This is a genomic window from Dactylosporangium maewongense (genome assembly GCF_039531485.1).
Lineage (GTDB): Bacteria > Actinomycetota > Actinomycetes > Mycobacteriales > Micromonosporaceae > Dactylosporangium > Dactylosporangium maewongense.
In genome coordinates, this window is the sequence record NZ_BAAAQD010000015.1 from 180,135 (window position 1) to 196,623 (window position 16,489).

General features: G+C 76.1%; 4 protein-coding genes. 3 read left to right on the forward strand and 1 reads right to left on the reverse strand.

The annotated features are described in order from the left end of the window. Nucleotides 1-4 precede the first annotated feature (4 nt). From ABD332_RS34180 to ABD332_RS34190, 3 genes are all read left to right on the forward strand, one after another. On the forward strand, nt 5-2,248 hold the full coding sequence (locus tag ABD332_RS34180; RefSeq protein WP_344506568.1) for a helix-turn-helix transcriptional regulator: 2,244 nt from the start codon (nt 5-7) through the stop codon (nt 2,246-2,248). Further along, nucleotides 2,242-5,430, forward strand: coding sequence for a LuxR C-terminal-related transcriptional regulator (locus ABD332_RS34185; protein ID WP_344506570.1), 3,189 nt, complete (start codon nt 2,242-2,244; stop codon nt 5,428-5,430). The genes ABD332_RS34180 and ABD332_RS34185 overlap by 7 nt, the downstream gene beginning before the upstream one ends. A 470-nt stretch (nt 5,431-5,900) precedes the next feature. Next, a complete protein-coding gene (locus ABD332_RS34190; RefSeq protein WP_344506688.1) occupies nt 5,901-6,668 on the forward strand; it encodes a helix-turn-helix transcriptional regulator in 768 nt (255 codons plus the stop codon). A 75-nt stretch (nt 6,669-6,743) separates the two neighbouring features. Here the strand turns inward: ABD332_RS34190 and ABD332_RS34195 are convergent, their stop codons facing one another. Further along, complete coding sequence (locus tag ABD332_RS34195) at nt 6,744-16,454, reverse strand: type I polyketide synthase (protein ID WP_344506572.1); 9,711 nt, start codon at nt 16,452-16,454, stop codon at nt 6,744-6,746. Nucleotides 16,455-16,489: the final 35 nt, after the last annotated feature.

Below are 16,489 nucleotides of genomic sequence, written 5' to 3' on the forward strand. Positions count from 1 at the left end.
TGCGGTGCTGGTGGCTGCCGCGGCGGCCGGGGACCCGGCGGTGCTGCTGGCCGCGGTGCGTCGCTGCGGGCCGCACCCTGACCTCGACAGGCTCAACGCCGCGTGCCGGGAGGTGCGGCGCGACCGGGTCGCCGAGCGGCTGGCGGATCTGTCCGGCCCGCAACTGCGCTGGCTGCGGGTGCGGGCGCTGCTCGGGCCGGGGGTGCCGGAGCGCCTCGCGGGCCGGCTCACGCACGGGCTGCCCGGTTGCCCTGGGCTCGACCCCGCCGATCCGCTCGTCGCCGAGGTGGTGCTCACCGCGATGGACAGCACCGAACGGGCGGCGCTGCGCCGGCACACCGCCGAGGCCGCCCACGACAAGGGCCTGCCGCCGGTGCTCGTGGGCCGGCTGCTGTCCGCGACCGGGCCAGGCTGGCCGGGCTGGGCGCTGGACGCGTTGCTGGTCGCTGCCGCGTCCGCCCGCGCCGAACGCCGGTGGGAGGCGGCGGCGGCGCTGTACAGCCGGGCCCTGTCCGAGCCGATCGGCGACGAGGCGCGGCTGGCCACCCTCCTGGCGCTCGGCGACGTGCAGCTGAGCTGCGCGCCGGAGGCCGCCGACCGCACGTTCCGCACGGTGCTGCGGACGGCAGCCGACAGCGCGGTCGCGGCCCGGATCGCGGCCGCCGACCGGCTCCTGGTCCGCGGCGACGACGAGGCCGCGCGGCGCGAGCTGGCCGCCGCCTACCATCACGCGCCCGCGACACAGCCATCCTGGACCGGCACCGCCATCGATCCCACCGCGGCACCACCGCCATCGGGGACCGGCACCGCCGCCGGTCCCGCCACGGCGCCGCCATCGCGGACCGGCTCTGCCACCGGTCCCGCCGCAGCGCCGCCGTCTCGGGCCGGCACCGCCACTGCTCTTACCGCTGAACGGGCGGCGCTGGCGGCGTTGTACTGGTTGGCGGCCGACCGGGCCGGCACCCCGCCGGAGCTCACCTGCGACCGGGTGCCGGCGCCGGGCGGCGCCACCGTCGACTCCGCCGACCCGGTCGGGCGTGGCGTCATGGCGTGGCGCGAGGCGGTGGCGGGCGAGGACCTGGACCGGGCCCGCCGGCACGCCCTCGCCGCGCTCGACCCGGAGGCAGGGGTCGTGGTGCCGGCCGCTGTACAGGTGGCGGCGGCTCGCACGCTGACCCTCACCGAGGACTTCGCCACGGCCGAGCACCGGCTGAACGGGCTCGTCGAGGCGACCCGGGGGGCGGGCTCCGCCGCCTGGCCGCTCGCCGCCCGGGCCGAGCTGTGGCTGCGCACGGGCCGCCTCGACGACGCCGAACGCGACCTGCACGACCTGCGCCAGTGCCTGCCGGAGCAGTCCTGGCACGCCGGCACCCTGCCCCGGCTGCGAGCGTTGCAGCTCATGCAGCTGCTGGCCACCGGCCGGCGGCGGAAGCTCCGTGCGGTGCTCGACGCGCCGCTGCCGCCGGGCTGCGAGCGCGGCATCGCCTGGGCGCAGCTGCTCTACGCCCGGGCGTTGGCGGAGGCCGCCGACGGTCAGGTCGACGCGGCCGTGGGGATGCTGCACGAGTGCGGCCGCCGGTGCCTGGCCGCCGGGTACCGTAACCCTGCCCTGCTGCCGTGGCGCTCCCAGGCCGCGATGCTGGAGCACGGGCGCGGCCGCGATGCCGAGGCGGCGGCGCTGGTCCGGGCGGAGCGCCTGGCCGCGGAGCGGTGGGGAGCGGCCGGTGCGGTCGCGCTCACCGAGCTGCGGGCGTCGCTGCTGCACGCCGACGCGACGACCCGGGCCGACCGGGCGGTGGTGGCGCTGTGGGCCGCGATGCGCGGCAGCTGGTCGGCCGAGACGCTGCTGACGCTGGAACGCGCGGCGGCGCGGCGGCGCAGCTCCCCGGCGGCCGGCGCCGCACTGCGGGCCGCTGGCCGCATCGGGCCCGGCAACGGCTGGAGCGTCCGGGCCGGTGGCAAGGGACCGGCCCCGGCCAGGAAGAGCGCCGCCGCGCACCGCGACGCCGGCCCGCCCCCGGCCGAGACGGGCGGCGGCCCGGGGACGTTGTCGGCGGCCCAGCTGAGGGTTGCCGAGCTGGCCGCGAACGGGCTGCCCAACGCCGCCATCGCCGAGATCCTGGACATCACCAAGCGGACGGTCGAGCTGCACCTGAGCAACACGTACCGCAGGCTCGGAATCACCAGCAGAGCGCAACTTTCCGATGTACTGGGTGGCGCGGCTGGGGAACACTCTCCGGTGTGCTGATCGAGCGGGATCAAGATGTTGAGCTCTGCCGGGCGGCGGTGACCCGGCTCCGCGGCGGGCAGGGCGGCATCCTCGCCGTCGCGGGCGGCCTGGGTGTGGGCAGGTCGGCCCTGCTGCGACGGGCGGCGGACCTCGCCGCCGAAGGCGGGGTCCCGGTGGTCGCGGCCGCGGCGAACCGCGCCGAGCAGGACCTGCCGCGCAGCCTGGCGTCGCGGCTGTGGGGAGAGATCCGCGGGTCGGCCGCGGCGCGCACCGGCACGCTCCTGGTCACCATCGACGACCTGCAGTGGGCCGACGACGCGAGCCTGGCCTGGCTCACCCGGCTGGACCGGCAGGCCGGCCGGGCGGGTGGCGTGGCGGTGCTGGTGGTGCTCGCGGTCCTGGACGGCGACGCGGCCGGCGACCGGCCCGGGGTCCGCGCCGCACTGGCCCGCGCCGACCGGACGCTTCGACCGGCCCCGCTGTCCGCGGCCGGCGTCGAGCGGCTCCTGGCCAGCATGGCTGACGCGGCCAGCGCTAACGGCACTGCCGGTGCCAACGGCACCGGTGGCCCTAACGGCGCCGCTAGGGCTGACGGCGCCGCTGGCAAGCACGGGGTCGCTGGCAATCACGGCGTCGCTGGCAATCGCGGCGTCGGGGTGGACCGCGCCGCGGCGGCCCGCCTCCACCGGCTCACCGGCGGCAACCCGATGCTCGTGCGCTCACTGGCGGCGAACCCCGCCGGCTGGGCACCGCCGCCCGGGCGGACGCCACCAACCGGATCAACGCCACCGACCGGGACGACGCCACCAGCCGGGTCAACGCCGTCAGCCGGATGGACGCCGCCAGCCGGGTCGACACCACCAGCAGGGGCGACACCGCCAGCCGGATGGACGTCACCGACCGGGTGGGAAGCGGCCGCCGGCAGTGAGACGCCAGACGTCACCGGGCGCGAGTACGAGCCGCTGCGCCGGCGGGTCGCCGCCGCGGTCACCGCGCTGCCCGCGGCGCAGTGCGCGTTCCTGCTGCACGGCGTGCTGCTCGGCGCCGACGCGGAGCCCGGTCTCGTCGGGCGGCTCGCCGGTCTCGACGACATCGACGCGCGCACCGCCGCCCGGGCGTTGCGGGCGATGGGCCTGCACGGCTCGGCCGAGCCGCAGCCGTTGCTCGACGCGGTCGTGCGGCACGTCGTCGGCACCACGATCTGCCCGGAGTCGTTCGCGGTCGGTCACGTGCAGGCGGCGGAGGCGCTGTACCGGGCCGGCGCACCCGCCGAGCGGATCGCGGCGCACCTGGAGCAGGCTGTGGTGCTGCAGCCGTACGCGGCGGGCGTGCTGTCCGACGCCGCTGCGGCCGCCCTCGCCCGTCACGACGTGGCCAGCGCGGTGCGGTACCTGCGGCTCGCGCTGCGCGGGCTGCCGCCGGACGGTGCCGAACGGGCCGGGGTCCTCGTCGAGCTCGCCGTCGCCGAGCGGTGCGGCAACCCGTCGACGCTGGTGCGCCGCGTGCTCCAGGCCCTGCCGGCGCTGCCCGGTGACGACGCCCGTGCCGCAGCGCTGGCCCGCATCCCGCCGATGGCGCTGCTGTCCGGCGCGGAGGCCGCCGGCGAGGCCATCGACGGCGTCCTGCGGCACCTCGCCCCCGAACCCCCCGCCGCCCCGCAGACGACAGCGCCGGCCGGGCGGCCCACCGAGCGGCCCACCGAGCGGCCCACCGAGCCCCCGAAGCCCCAGAGGCCCCGGGAGCCGACGGAGTCGGCACAGTCCGCCGGGCACCGGCAGTACACCAGCCACCCGCAGCAACAGGGAGAGCCCGCAACCACCGGTCCCGGACGCGACGAGCCGGCGCGGGTGGCGGCGCGGCCGGCGGGTGTCGAGGCGCTGGCGCAGCGGCTGGAGGCGCGGCGGTGGTTGGCGGGCTGGCAGGACCCGGCCGTGCTCGCCGCCGCGACGGCCCGGCTGCGCGACGGGATGATGCGGCCGCGCACCCCGGCCGAGCGGGAGCTCGCGGCGGTGCTGCTGTTCTGCGCGACCATGTCGGCGGAGCTGTCCGCGCAGGAGCTGGCGCCGCTCGCCCAGCTGCTGTTCGAGGCCCTGCCGGTCGACCACGACACGCTCGCCTCGATCGCGCCGCTCCTCGTCGCCGGCGCCGTCGCCGTCGAGCGGGTGCCGGCGCTGCGGCCGTGGCTGGCGGAGGCGAGCCGGGTCTCCGACGCCGCGCCGTGCCGCCGGGTCGCGGCGCAGGTCCACGCCCAGCTGGCGTTTCAACAGCTGCACACCGGGCAGCCCGGCGCGGCGGCGGCCAGCGCCGCGAACGCGCTCACCGTGCTGCCGGACGGCCTCGGTGACGACGCGGTCGGCGCCGCGATGCTCTTCGCGGTCGCCGCCGCGGTGCCGGACGACCGGCTGCGGCAGCGGACCGCGGCGTTGTGGCGTCCGGAGCGGGCGACCGCCGAGACGGGCATGCTGCCGATGGTCCGCAACCTGCTCTACGGCGCGATGCTGTACAACAGCGAACCGCAGGCCGCGCTCGTCGCGTTGACCGAGTGCCAGCAGCAGCTCGCCACCCACGGCTGGCGCAACCGGGCGCTCTTCCCGACCGGCACGATGATCGCGCCGCTGCTGGACCGGCTCGGGCGGGCCGAGGAGGCGGTCGAGTGCATCTCGGAGGAGCACCGGCTGGTGGCCGCCTGGGGTGCGCCGGCGGCGACCGGCCGCACGCTGCGGGTCTGGGGCGAGCTCAGCCACGGCCGGCAGTCGCTGCGCCTGCTCGACGACGCCGTGGACGTGCTGGAGCACTCCGCCAACGAGCTGGAGCTGGCCCGCGCGCTGCTGGCCCGGGGCACCCGACTGCTCGCGTCGGGGCGCAGGGGCGCCGGCGAGGATCTGCGCCGCGGTGGGCAGCTGGCGATCGCGGCCGGGCTCTCCTGGCTGATGGAGCCGGCCACGACGGCGCTCGAGGCGCACCATGAGCAGCTGGTGCCCGGGATCAGCTCGTTCACCCCTGGCGAGCGGACCGTCACGGACCTGGTCACGGCCGGGCTGACGAACCACGCCATCGCCACGCGGCTCGGCATCTCCCAGCGGGCCGTGGAGAAGCACCTGACCAACTGTTACCGAAAACTGGGGGTCACCAATAGATCCGCACTAAAGGCGGTTCTCAACCGGGTAGCGGGTAAAATGTCCGATCCACCCGCCGAATAACCTCATTCGCCTCCAAACAACGGAAGATCACCGCGGGTAATAGTCACGCCACTCAAAGCATTCATCGATACGTCTCCGCGGCCGTGAACTCTCAAGTCAATGCTCAAATTTTTCGCAAGATCGATGTCCGCCTGTACGACCTACCCGACGGTCACAACTCGGCCCGAACCGGACTTCGGTCAGGATTCCGTTGCGCTCGGTGCCCGGATCCGGCTCCCGGGGCCGTCCGCCGGCCGTCCGGACACACGTTGACCTGCATGGATGGACCACCGCCGGCACCCATACGGAAACCTTGGCCACCCTGCGTCCCCGTCCGGCCACGCCCCGCCGCCGACTACGGTCCACCACACCGAACTAGGCGCACGCCTACCACAGTCTTTGCTGCCCGATTTGCTCGCGTTGACGCTCGCGGAAAGCCGTGCAAGGCTCCCGATGCGAGTTCAAATTTGGAGCATTTGGGAGACGTGTCGATGCTTCTGGTCGGTAACTTGAAGGCAGACGTTCAAGACGCAACTCGGACCGACCCGCTCCGCAGGCAAAACAGGAGTGAAACATCGTCGGAACAGTGCTGTCCATTTCCGCAGCCCCATCCGGCGCTCGTCGGCGCGAGCGAATACGGCGAGCTGTTTCTGTCCATTGTCGAACGGACCGGGGTCGGCCTCGCCGTCCTCAATCCACAACTGCGCATCCAGCAGACAAACGCAGCATTACTGGAGCACTGCGGCCAGCCGCGCTTCGACCTGCACGGATTCGACTTCTCCGAGCTTCTGCACCCGAGTGTGCGGCAGCACATGCGCCGACAGTTCGACCGACTTCTCACCGGTCGCAGCGGACGATTCGTCGAGCATCTCGCCGCCATTTGGGCGACCCGCACCGCCTTCACCGGATCACTCACCGGAATGGCGGTGCAGGGCGACGCCGGCCAGCTGAAGACAATCGTCGTGCTGGTCGCTCCCGACAAGGGGGAGGACGATCGGCGGGTGCTCATCAGCCCCAACAAGATCTTGACAGAAATCAATGCCAAGATTCTCGAGGGAGTGGCCACCGGTGTCCCTACCGTACAACTGGCCGCAAAGCTGTATCTGAGCCGTCAGGGCATCGAGTACCACGTCAGCAACATGCTGCGGCAGTTCAAGGTGCCGAACCGCGCGGCACTGGTGTCGAAGGCCTACTCCATGGGCCTCTTCGGCGTCGGTTCGTGGCCGCCCAAGGTGCTCAACGAGTACGTGCGCCGCTGAGCGGGGCGCACCACCAGGCAGACAAACGGTGGCCGGGACGATGTCCCGGCCACCGTTGTGTGCACCCGCCACGCGTCAGGTCAGGCCGAGCTCCCGGTCGATCAGGTCGAACATCTCCTCGTCGTCGGCCTCGTCCAGGCCCTCCGCCGCCTCGGCCGCCCCGTCGTCCCAACGGCGCAGCAGGTTCCGCAGCCGGTCCGCGACCTGCCGCCGGGTCTCCGGGTCGACGTCACCGTCGGGCAGCGCCGCCGCGAGCGCGTCCAGCGCCGCCAGCGGGCCGTCGCCGGTGTCCGGGACGAGCGCCGCGTCGAGGTGCCGGGCGAGCGCGGCCGGCGTCGGGTGGTCGAACACCACCGTCACCGGCAGCCGCAGCCCCGTCAGGGCGGTGAGCTTGTTGCGCAGGTCGACGGCGGTCAGCGAGTCGAAGCCGAGCTCGCGGAACGGCCGCGAGGCGGCGACCGCGTCCGGGGTCGCGTGGCCCAAGGTGCCGGCGGCGTGGCTGCGGACCAGGTGCACCAGCTCCCGCTGCCGCTCATCGGCGGTCAGGCCGAGCAGCCGCCGTGCCGGCTCGGGCCGCTGCGACCCGGGCTCGTCCCCGGCCGGAGCCGCGTCCGACGACGCCGGAGACCCGGCGACACCCAGCTCGTCCAGCAGCGGGCGGTGCCTGGCCATCGAGTACAGGTCCGCGAACCGGGGCCAGTCGACCTGGGCCACGACCACCGCGGCCTCGCCGTGCTCGACCGCGTCCCGCAGCGCCGCGACCGCGTGCCGTGGGTCCATGCCGAGGATCCCGTGCCCGGCGAGCCGGGCGGACTCGCTCGCGTCGACCATGCCGCCCGCCGCCCAGGCGCCCCACGCGACGCAGGTCGCGGCCTGGCCGCGGTGCCGCCGGTGCCGGGCGAGCGCCTCGAGGTAGGCGTTGCCCGCCGCGTACGCCGCCTGGCCGAGGTTGCCCCAGACGCCGGCGCCGGAGGAGAACACGACGAACGCGTCGAGCGGCACGGCGGCCAGCAGCGCGTCGAGGTGCATCGCGCCCACCGCCTTGCCGCGCAGTACCGCGGCCATGTCCGCCAGGCCGGTCCCGGTCAGGGGCCGCTCGTCGCCGGGCACCCCGGCCGCGTGCACGACCGCGGTGAGCGGCGCGCCCGCCGGCAGGTCCGCCAGCAGCCGGCGCACCGCCTCGCGGTCGCCGACGTCGCAGGCCACCACGGTCGCCTCGGCGCCGAGGGCGGCGAGCTCCGCGACGAGGTCCGCGGCGCCTGGCGCCGCCATCCCGCGCCGGCTGGTCAGCACCAGGCGGGTCGCGCCGGCGCCGGCGAGCCAGCGGGCCACGTGCCCGCCGAGCGCCCCGGTGCCGCCGGTGACGAGCACCGTCCCATGTGGACGCCACGGTCGGCGCGGGCCGTCGGCGGCGAGCGGCGCCCGGACCAGCCGGCGGCCGAAGATGCCGCCGGGGCGGATCGCGACCTGGTCCTCGTCGCCGATGCCGGCCAGCACGGCGCACAGCCGCGCGGCCGCGGCGGCGTCCACCGTGGACGGCAGGTCGACGAGGCCGCCCCAGCCGTCCGGGTCGTCGAGCCCGGCGACGATGCCCATGCCCCACACGTGCGCCTGCGCCGGTCGGTGCAGCACGTCGCCGGCGCCGACGGAGACCGCCCCGCCGGTCGCGCACCACAGCTTCGCGCCGACGCCGGTGTCGTGCAACGCCTGCACGAGCCCGACGTTGCCGGCCAGCCCGGAGGGCAGCTCCGGCACCGTGCGGTGCGGCGTCTCGTCCCAGGCCAGCAGCGACAGCACCCCGTCGACCGGGCCGTCCGCCACAGACTGCAGCCGCGCGGCGATCCGGGACCGGTCCGCCTCGCCCGCCGGGAGCCGCAGCAGCTGTGCCTGGGCACCGTGCTCGGCGATCGCGGCCAGCACCACGTCCACGGGACCGTCGAGCGCGCCCCCGGCCGACTCGTCGCCGGCCGCCACCACCAGCCAGCGGCCGGTGAGCGCGGCGGGAGCCGGGGCGGCGAGCGCGTCCCACCGCACCGCGTAGCGCAGCTCGTCGACGGCGGCCCGCACCCGCGACTCGTCGTGCCAGGTCCGCAGCGCCGGCAGGACCGCGGCGAGCGCCGCCGGGTCGGCCGACGTCGCGCCGGCCAGCCCGGTCACGTCGCCGCGCCGGACCGCGTCCCAGAACCGGTCGTCGGCGGGGGCGGCCACGGCGGTGCCGGCGGGCGGTGCGTCGAGCCAGAACCGGCGCCGCTGGAACGCGTACGTCGGCAGGTCCACGACGGTGCGGCCGGTGCCGAGCAGCGGCGTGAAGTCCACCGCGCAGCCACGCACGAACAGCTCCGCGACGGAGCGCGCGAAGCGGTCCGGCCCGCCATCGCCGCGGCGCAGCGAACCGGCCACCACGTAGGCGCTGTCGGTGGCCGCGTCGGCGATCTCCTGGATCGGCACGGTCAGCACCGGGTGCGGGCTGCACTCCACGAACACCCGGTAGCCGTCCTCGACGAGCCGCTGCACGCTGTCGGCGAAGTGGACCGTCTCGCGCAGGTTGCGGTACCAGTAGCCGGCGTCCAGCTGCGGACCCGCGAGCCACTCCCCCGTCGCGGTCGACAGCATCGGCACCGAGCCGGGCACCCCGCTGACCGGCGCGAGCGCCTCCCGCAGCGCCGACTCGATCGACTCGACCTGCTCGGAGTGCGACGCGTAGTCGACCTCGACGAGCCTCGCCCGCACCCCGTCGGCGGCACAGTCCGCCACGAACCGGTGCACGGCGTCGACGTCCCCGGCAACCACGACCGCCGTGGGCCCGTTCACCACGGCGACGCTCAGGCGGCCCGGGCAGGCGACGATGCGGTCCCGCACGGCGGCGACGGGCAGCGCGACCGACGCCATCGCTCCCCCGCCGGCGAGCGCGACGATCGCCTTGCTGCGCTCGGCGACGACCCGGGCGGCGTCGGGCAGGCTGAGCATCCCGGCGACGCAGGCCGCGGCGATCTCGCCCTGCGAGTGCCCGACGACGGCGTCGGGGCGGACGCCGTATGAGCGCCACAACGCGGCCAGGGACACCATCACCGCCCACGAAGCGGGCTGCACGACGTCGACGCGGTCCAGGCCGGGCGCGCCGTCCTCGCCCCGCAGGACCGCGGTCAGCGACCAGTCGACGAACGGCGCCAGGGCCTCCTCGCACGCCCGCACCGACTCGGCGAACACCGGCGCGGCGTCCAGCAGCGCGGCGCCCATGCCGGCCCACTGGGCACCCTGGCCGGGGAAGACGAACACGACCCGCCCGTCGACGTCGGCGACGCCCTGCACGACCGTGTCGGCACCACCCGCGAGCGCGGCGAGCCCGCCGGCCACCTCGGCGCGGTCCGAGCCGAGGACGACGGCGCGGTGCGGCAGCGCGGCCCGCGTGGTCAGCAGCGACCAGCCGACGTCGGCCAGTTCCACAGGGTTGGCGTTGGCGGCGTCGGTACCGTGGTGCGCCCCGCCGATCGACCCCAGCAGCCGGTCCGCCTGCGCGGCGAGCGCCTTCGCGCCGTGCGCCGAGACCACGATCGGCACCAGCCCAGCGCTGGGTGCCTCCGCAAGAGCAGGCGAGTCGTCGGCGGGCGGCGGCTCCTCCACGATCACGTGGGCGTTGGTGCCGCTGATGCCGAACGACGACACCCCGGCGCGGCGCGGCCGGCCGCCCGCCGGCCACGGGCGGGCCCGGTCCAGCAGTCGTACGGTGCCGGACGACCAGTCGACGTGCGGCGACGGCTCGTCGGCGTGCAGGGTCCTGGGCAGCAGGCCGTGCTCCATCGCCAGCACCATCTTGATCACGCCGCCGATCCCGGCCGCGGTCTGCGTGTGCCCGACGTTGGACTTCAGCGAGCCGAGCCACAGCGGGTCCGCCGGGTCGCGCCCGGCGCCGTACGTGGCCAGCAACGCCTGCGCCTCGATCGGGTCGCCGAGCAGGGTCCCGGTGCCGTGGCCCTCGACCGCGTCGACCTCGGTCGCGGCGAGGCCCGCGGCGGCGAGGGCGGTGCGGATCACCCGCTGCTGCGACGGCCCGTTGGGGGCGGTGAGGCCGTTGGAGGCGCCGTCCTGGTTCACCGCGGTCCCGCGCACGACGGCGAGGATCCGGTGGCCGTTGGCCCGGGCGTCGGACAGCCGCTCCAGCACCACCATGCCGGCGCCCTCGGCGAGGCCGAACCCGTCGGCGCCGGCCCCGAACGCCTTGCACCGCCCGTCGCGGGCCAGGCCGCGCTGGCGGCTGAAGCCGACGAACTGGGCCGGCGTCGACATCACCATCGCGGCGCCGGCGAGGGCCAGGTCGCACTCGCCGCGGTGCAGCGACTCCACCGCCAGGTGCAGGGCGACCAGCGACGACGAGCACGCGGTGTCGACGGTGACCGCCGGGCCCTCCAGCCCCAGCACGTAGCTGATCCGTCCCGACGCGACGCTCGACGCGCCACCGGTGACGAGGTACCCCTCGAGGCCCGAGGGGCCGGAAGCGCCGGCCTGCAGCCGGGAGCCGTACGCCTGGTCGGCCATGCCGACGAACACGCCGGTGCGGCTGTCGCGCAGCGACGTAGGGGCGATCCGGGCGTGTTCGGTGGCGTCCCAGGCGACCTCGAGCAGCAGCCGCTGCTGCGGGTCCATGGCGACCGCCTCGCGGGGGCTGATCCCGAACGCCTCTGGGTCGAAGTCGGCGGCGTCGTAGAGGAAGCCGCCGTCCCGCACGTACGTGGTGCCGGCCTGGTCGGGATCGGGGTCGTAGAGGGCGGCGAGGTCCCAGCCGCGGTCGGTCGGCATCGCCCCGACGGCGTCGACCTCGCCGGCGACGACCCGCCACAGGTCCTCCGGGCTCCGCACGCCGCCCGGGTACCGGCAGCCGATACCGACGATGACGACCGGGTCGTCGCGGTCGGCGGCCTTGACCGGCGCGGCGGCCGGCGCGCCCTGGGCCTCGCCGAACAGCGACGCGCGCAGGAACCGGGCCAGGTGCGCGGGCGTGGGGTGGTCGAACACGGCGGTCGCCGGCAGCCGCAGCCCGGTCGCGGCGTTGAGCGCGTTGCGCAGCTCGACCGCCGACAGCGAGTCGAAGCCGAGCTCCATGAACGCCCGGGAGCTCTCGACGGTGGCCGCGGATGCGTGCCCGAGGACCCGGGCGACCTGCCCGCGGACCAGGTCGAGCAGGACCCGGTCCCGCTCGGCGCCGCCCGCCCCGGCGAGGTCGCGGGCGAGCGTGCCACCGCCGCCCGTCGCGGCCGGTGGCGGGGCCGCGTCCGCCAGGCGGCGGATCTCCGGCAGCGCGCCGATGAGCGGGCTGGGCCGGGCGCTGCCGAAGACGGCGGCGAAGCGCTCCCAGTCGACGTCGGCGACGGCGACCGTGGTGTCGTCGTGGTCGAGGACCTGCTGCAGGGCGTGCATCGCCGGCTCGGGGTCGATCAGCGGCACGCCGCGGCGGCGCAGCGTGTCCGCGAGGGAGTCGGCGATCATGCCGCCGCCGGCCCACGGGCCCCACGCGATCGAGTGGGCGGCGACGCCGTCGGCGCGCTGCTGCTCGGCGAGGGCGTCGAGGTGGGCGTTCGCGGCCGCGTACGCGCCGTGGTCGCCGACGCCCCAGACCGCCGCGATCGAGGAGAAGTAGACGACGGCGTCGAGGGCGGCCCGGTCCAGCAGGGCGTCGAGGTGCAGCGCCCCGGCGACCTTCCCGGCGGCGACCGACGCCATCCCGTCGACGGTCAGGTCCGGCAGCGCGGCCAGGTCGGCGACGCCGGCGGTGTGCATGACCGTGGTGATCGGCTCGCCCCGCCCGGCGCAGTCGGCGACGAGCGCGGCGACGGCGTCCCGGTCGGCGACGTCGCACGCGACGACCCTCGCCTCGGTGCCCGCGGCGGCGAGCTCGGCGACGAGGTCGGCCACGCCGGGTGCGTCGGCGCCGCGACGGCTGGTGAGCACGAGCCGGTGGGCGCCGCCGGCGGCGAGCCACCGGGCCACGTGCCCGCCGAGGGCGCCGGTGCCGCCGGTGACGAGGACGGTCCCGGTCGGCCGCCACGCGCGGGCGGGTGCGGTCGTGCCGGTGCCCGCGTGGACGAGGCGCCGCCCGAAGACGCCGGTGGCGCGCACCGCGACCTGGTCCTCGCCACCGAGCTCGCCGATCCCGGCGAGCACCGCGCACAGCCTGGCCCCCGCACGGGCGTCCAGCGACGCCGGCACGTCGACGAGGCCGCCCCAGGTGCGCGGGAACTCCAGGGCCGCGACCCGGCCGAGGCCCCACGTCTGCGCCTGCGCGGGTGCGGCGAGCCGCTCGCCGTCCACGGCCACCGCGCCACGGGTCGCGCACCACAGCGGCGCGGCGGTGCCGAGGCCGGCGAGGGCCTGCAGGAGCAGCAGGTTCCCGGCGGGTGTCGATTCGTCGGTACCGAGCAGCGACAGCACCCCGTCGACAGGCTCGGCCATCGCCTCACACAGCGCGTCAGGGAGGGCCGCGTCGTCGGCGGCGAGGGTGCGCACGGTCGCGCCGTGGGCGGTGAGCGCCTCCGCGACAGGCCCGGCCGTGGTGTCCCCGAAGGGGTGCACCACCAGCCACGTGCCGGTGAGGGTGACCGCGGACGGCTCGGCCAGCGCGTCCCAGCGGATCTTGTACCGCCAGCCGTCGACCAGGCCGCGGACGGCCCGCCGCTCGTGCCAGGCGCGCAGCGCGGGCAGCACGGCGCCGATCGCGCCGGCGTCGGTGGCGAGGACCCCGGCGAGCTCGGCCGCGTCCGAACGTTCGACGGCTTCCCAGAACTCGGCGTCGACGGTCCCGGCCGGCCCGGTCGCCGTGTCCTCCAGCAGCGGCGCGTCGAGCCAGTACCGCTGCCGCTGGAACGCGTACGTGGGCAGGGCGACGGTCCGCCGGCCGGGGCCGAAGACGCCGGTCCAGTCGACGGTCGCGCCGTGCGCCCAGGCGGCGCCGAGCGACGCGAGGAACCTGTCCCGGCCGCCGTCGTCGCGGCGCAGGGTCCCGGTGACGAACGCGTCCCCGGTGTGGCCTTCGAGGGTCTCCTGGATCCCGACGGTGAGCACCGGGTGGGCGCTGACCTCGACGAACGTCGTCACGCCCGCGTCGGCGAGGTCGCGGACGGCGGCGGCGAACTCGACGGTGTGCCGCAGGTTGCGGTACCAGTAGTCCGCGCCGCCGACGGTGACACCATCGAGGTCGGCGCCGACGGTCGAGCGCAAAGGAACGGTGGCGGGCCCTGGGGTGACCGGGGCGAGCAGCTCCAGCAGCCGGTCCCGGATCGCCTCCACCTGCACACCGTGGGAGGCGTAGTCGACGTCGACGCGCCGCGTCCGTACACCCGCCGCATCACACACCGCGGTGAACTCGTCGAGCGCGTCGGGCTCCCCGGACACCACCGCGGAGGTCGTGCCGTTGACGGCGGCGACGCCGAGCCGGCCCGCCCACGGCTCGATCCGCCCGGCGACATCGGTGGCGGGCAGCGCCACCGACAGCATGCCGCCCTTCCCCGCCAGGGCGGACAGCGCCTGGCTGCGCAGCACGACGACGCGGGCGGCGTCGTCGAGCGAGAGGATCCCGGCGACGTACGCGGCGGCGATCTCGCCCTGCGAGTGCCCGACGACGACGTCGGGTTCGACGCCGGCGGCCCGCCACATCCCGGCGAGGGACACCATCACCGCGAACAGCACCGGCTGGACCACGTCGACCCGGCTCAGCGGGGGCGCGTCCGGTTCGCCGCGCAGGACGGCGGTCAGCGACCAGTCCACGAACGGCGCGAACGCCGTCTCGCACCGGCCGATCGACGCCGCGAAGCCCGGGTCGGTGTCGAGGAGCCGCACGGCCATGCCGGCCCATTGCGAGCCCTGGCCGGGGAACACGAACGCGACCTTGCCGCCGGGGCGGGCGACCGCGCCGGGCACGGCGCCGCCGGCGATCTGCAGCAGCTGCTCGCGGACGTCGTCGTGGCCGGCGCCGACGACGACCGCCCGGTGCGGGAGGGCGGCGCGGGTGCTGGCGAGGGACCAGCCGACGGCGCCGAGGTCGTGCCCCGGGTGCCCGTCGAGGAAGCCGGCGAGGCGGCCGGCCTGGGCCCGCAGCGCCGCGTCGCCGCGCCCGGACACCACGATCGGCACCGGCCCCGAGGTGGGCTCGGCGGGGTCGTCGGTGTCCTGCGGTGCCTCCAGGATCACGTGCGCGTTGGTGCCGGAGACCCCGAACGACGACACGGCGGCGCGCCGCGGCCGGCCGGTCTCCGGCCACGCGACCGCGTCGCGCAGCAGCTCGACCCGGCCCTCGGACCAGTCGACGTGGGTGGAGGGCGCCGACACATGCAGGGTCTTCGGCAGCACGCCGTGGTGCATGGCGAGGATCATCTTGATGACGCCGCCGACGCCGGCGGCCGCCTGGGTGTGCCCGACGTTCGACTTCAGCGAGCCCAGCCACAGCGGGTCGCCGTCGCCGCGGTCCCGGCCGTAGGTGGCGAGGATCGCCTGCGCCTCGATCGGGTCGCCGAGGGCGGTGCCGGTGCCGTGCGCCTCCACCGCGTCCACATCGGACGGTGACAGCCCGGCGTCGGCGAGCGCGGCGCGGATGACCCGCTGCTGCGACGGGCCGTTCGGGGCGGTGAGGCCGTTGGACGCGCCGTCCTGGTTGAGCGCGGAGCCGCGCACGACGGCCAAAACCCGGTGGCCGCGGGCCCGGGCGGTGGACAGCCGCTGCAGCACGAGCATGCCGGCGCCCTCACCCCAGCCGGTGCCGTCGGCGTCGTCGGAGAACGCCTTGCAGCGCCCGTCGGGCGAGAGGCCGCGCTTGCGGCTGAACTCCATCAGCACGCCCGGCGTCGACATGACGGTGACCCCGCCGACGAGCGCGAGCTCGCACTCGCCGCCGCGCAGCGCCCGCGTCGCCAGGTGCAGCGCGACGAGCGACGACGAGCAGGCGGTGTCGACGGTGACGGCCTGCCCCTCCAGCCCGAGGGTGTAGGCGACGCGGCCGGACGCGACGCTGGTGAGGCTGCCGGTCAGCAGGTAGCCGTGCATGCCGTCGGCGGGGCGGTGCAGCGCCGGCCCGTAGTGGGTGTAGGGCACGCCGACGTAGACGCCGCCGGGCCGGCCGGCCACCGACAGCGGGTCGATGCGCGCGGATTCGAGGGCCTCCCAGGCGACCTCGAGCAGCAGCCGCTGCTGCGGGTCCATGCCGAGGGCCTCGCGGGGGCTGATGCCGAAGAACGCGGGGTCGAACTCGGCGGCGCCGTGCAGGAACGAGCCGTGCCGGGTGCAGCACTTCCCGACCGCGTCGGGGTCCGGGTCGTAGAGGTCGGTCCGCCAGCCACGGTCGGTGGGGAACGTGCTCACGGCGTCGGAGCCGGCCGCGACGAGCCGCCAGAGGGCTTCGGGTGTGTCGACGCCGCCCGCGTACCGGCAGCTCATGCCGACGATCACGACCGGGTCGTCGGCGCCGTCGGAGGTGGCCCGCGCGACCGTCACCTGTTCCTCGTGGGTCGGGCCCAGCAGCGAGTCGCGCAGGAAACCGGCGACGGCGGCCGGGGTCGGGTAGTCGAACAGCAGGGTCGCCGGGATGCGGACGCCGGTCGCGGCGGCCAGCTCCTCCCGCAGCCGGGTGCCGATCGCCCGGAACACGCCGAGCTGGCGGAACGCGAGCCCGGCGTCCACGGGCCCGGGCTTGCCGGTGGCGGCCACGACCGCGGACCGGACCACGTCGAGAAGTATCCGGTCCCGGTCGGCGTCGCCCACGGCGAGCAGCCGGGCGAGCAGGGACGGCTGGTCGTCGAGCGCCATGAGCGGCACCGCCTTCGCAAGAGGGGGTCTGGTGG

What these genes read in the sequence shown, in the direction of transcription:
- ABD332_RS34190 (WP_344506688.1), top strand. Translation starts at nt 5,901, where the DNA reads ATGCTTCTGGTCGGTAACTTGAAGGCAGACGTTCAAGACGCAACTCGG.
- ABD332_RS34195 (WP_344506572.1), bottom strand. Translation starts at nt 16,454, where the DNA reads ATGGCGCTCGACGACCAGCCGTCCCTGCTCGCCCGGCTGCTCGCCGTG.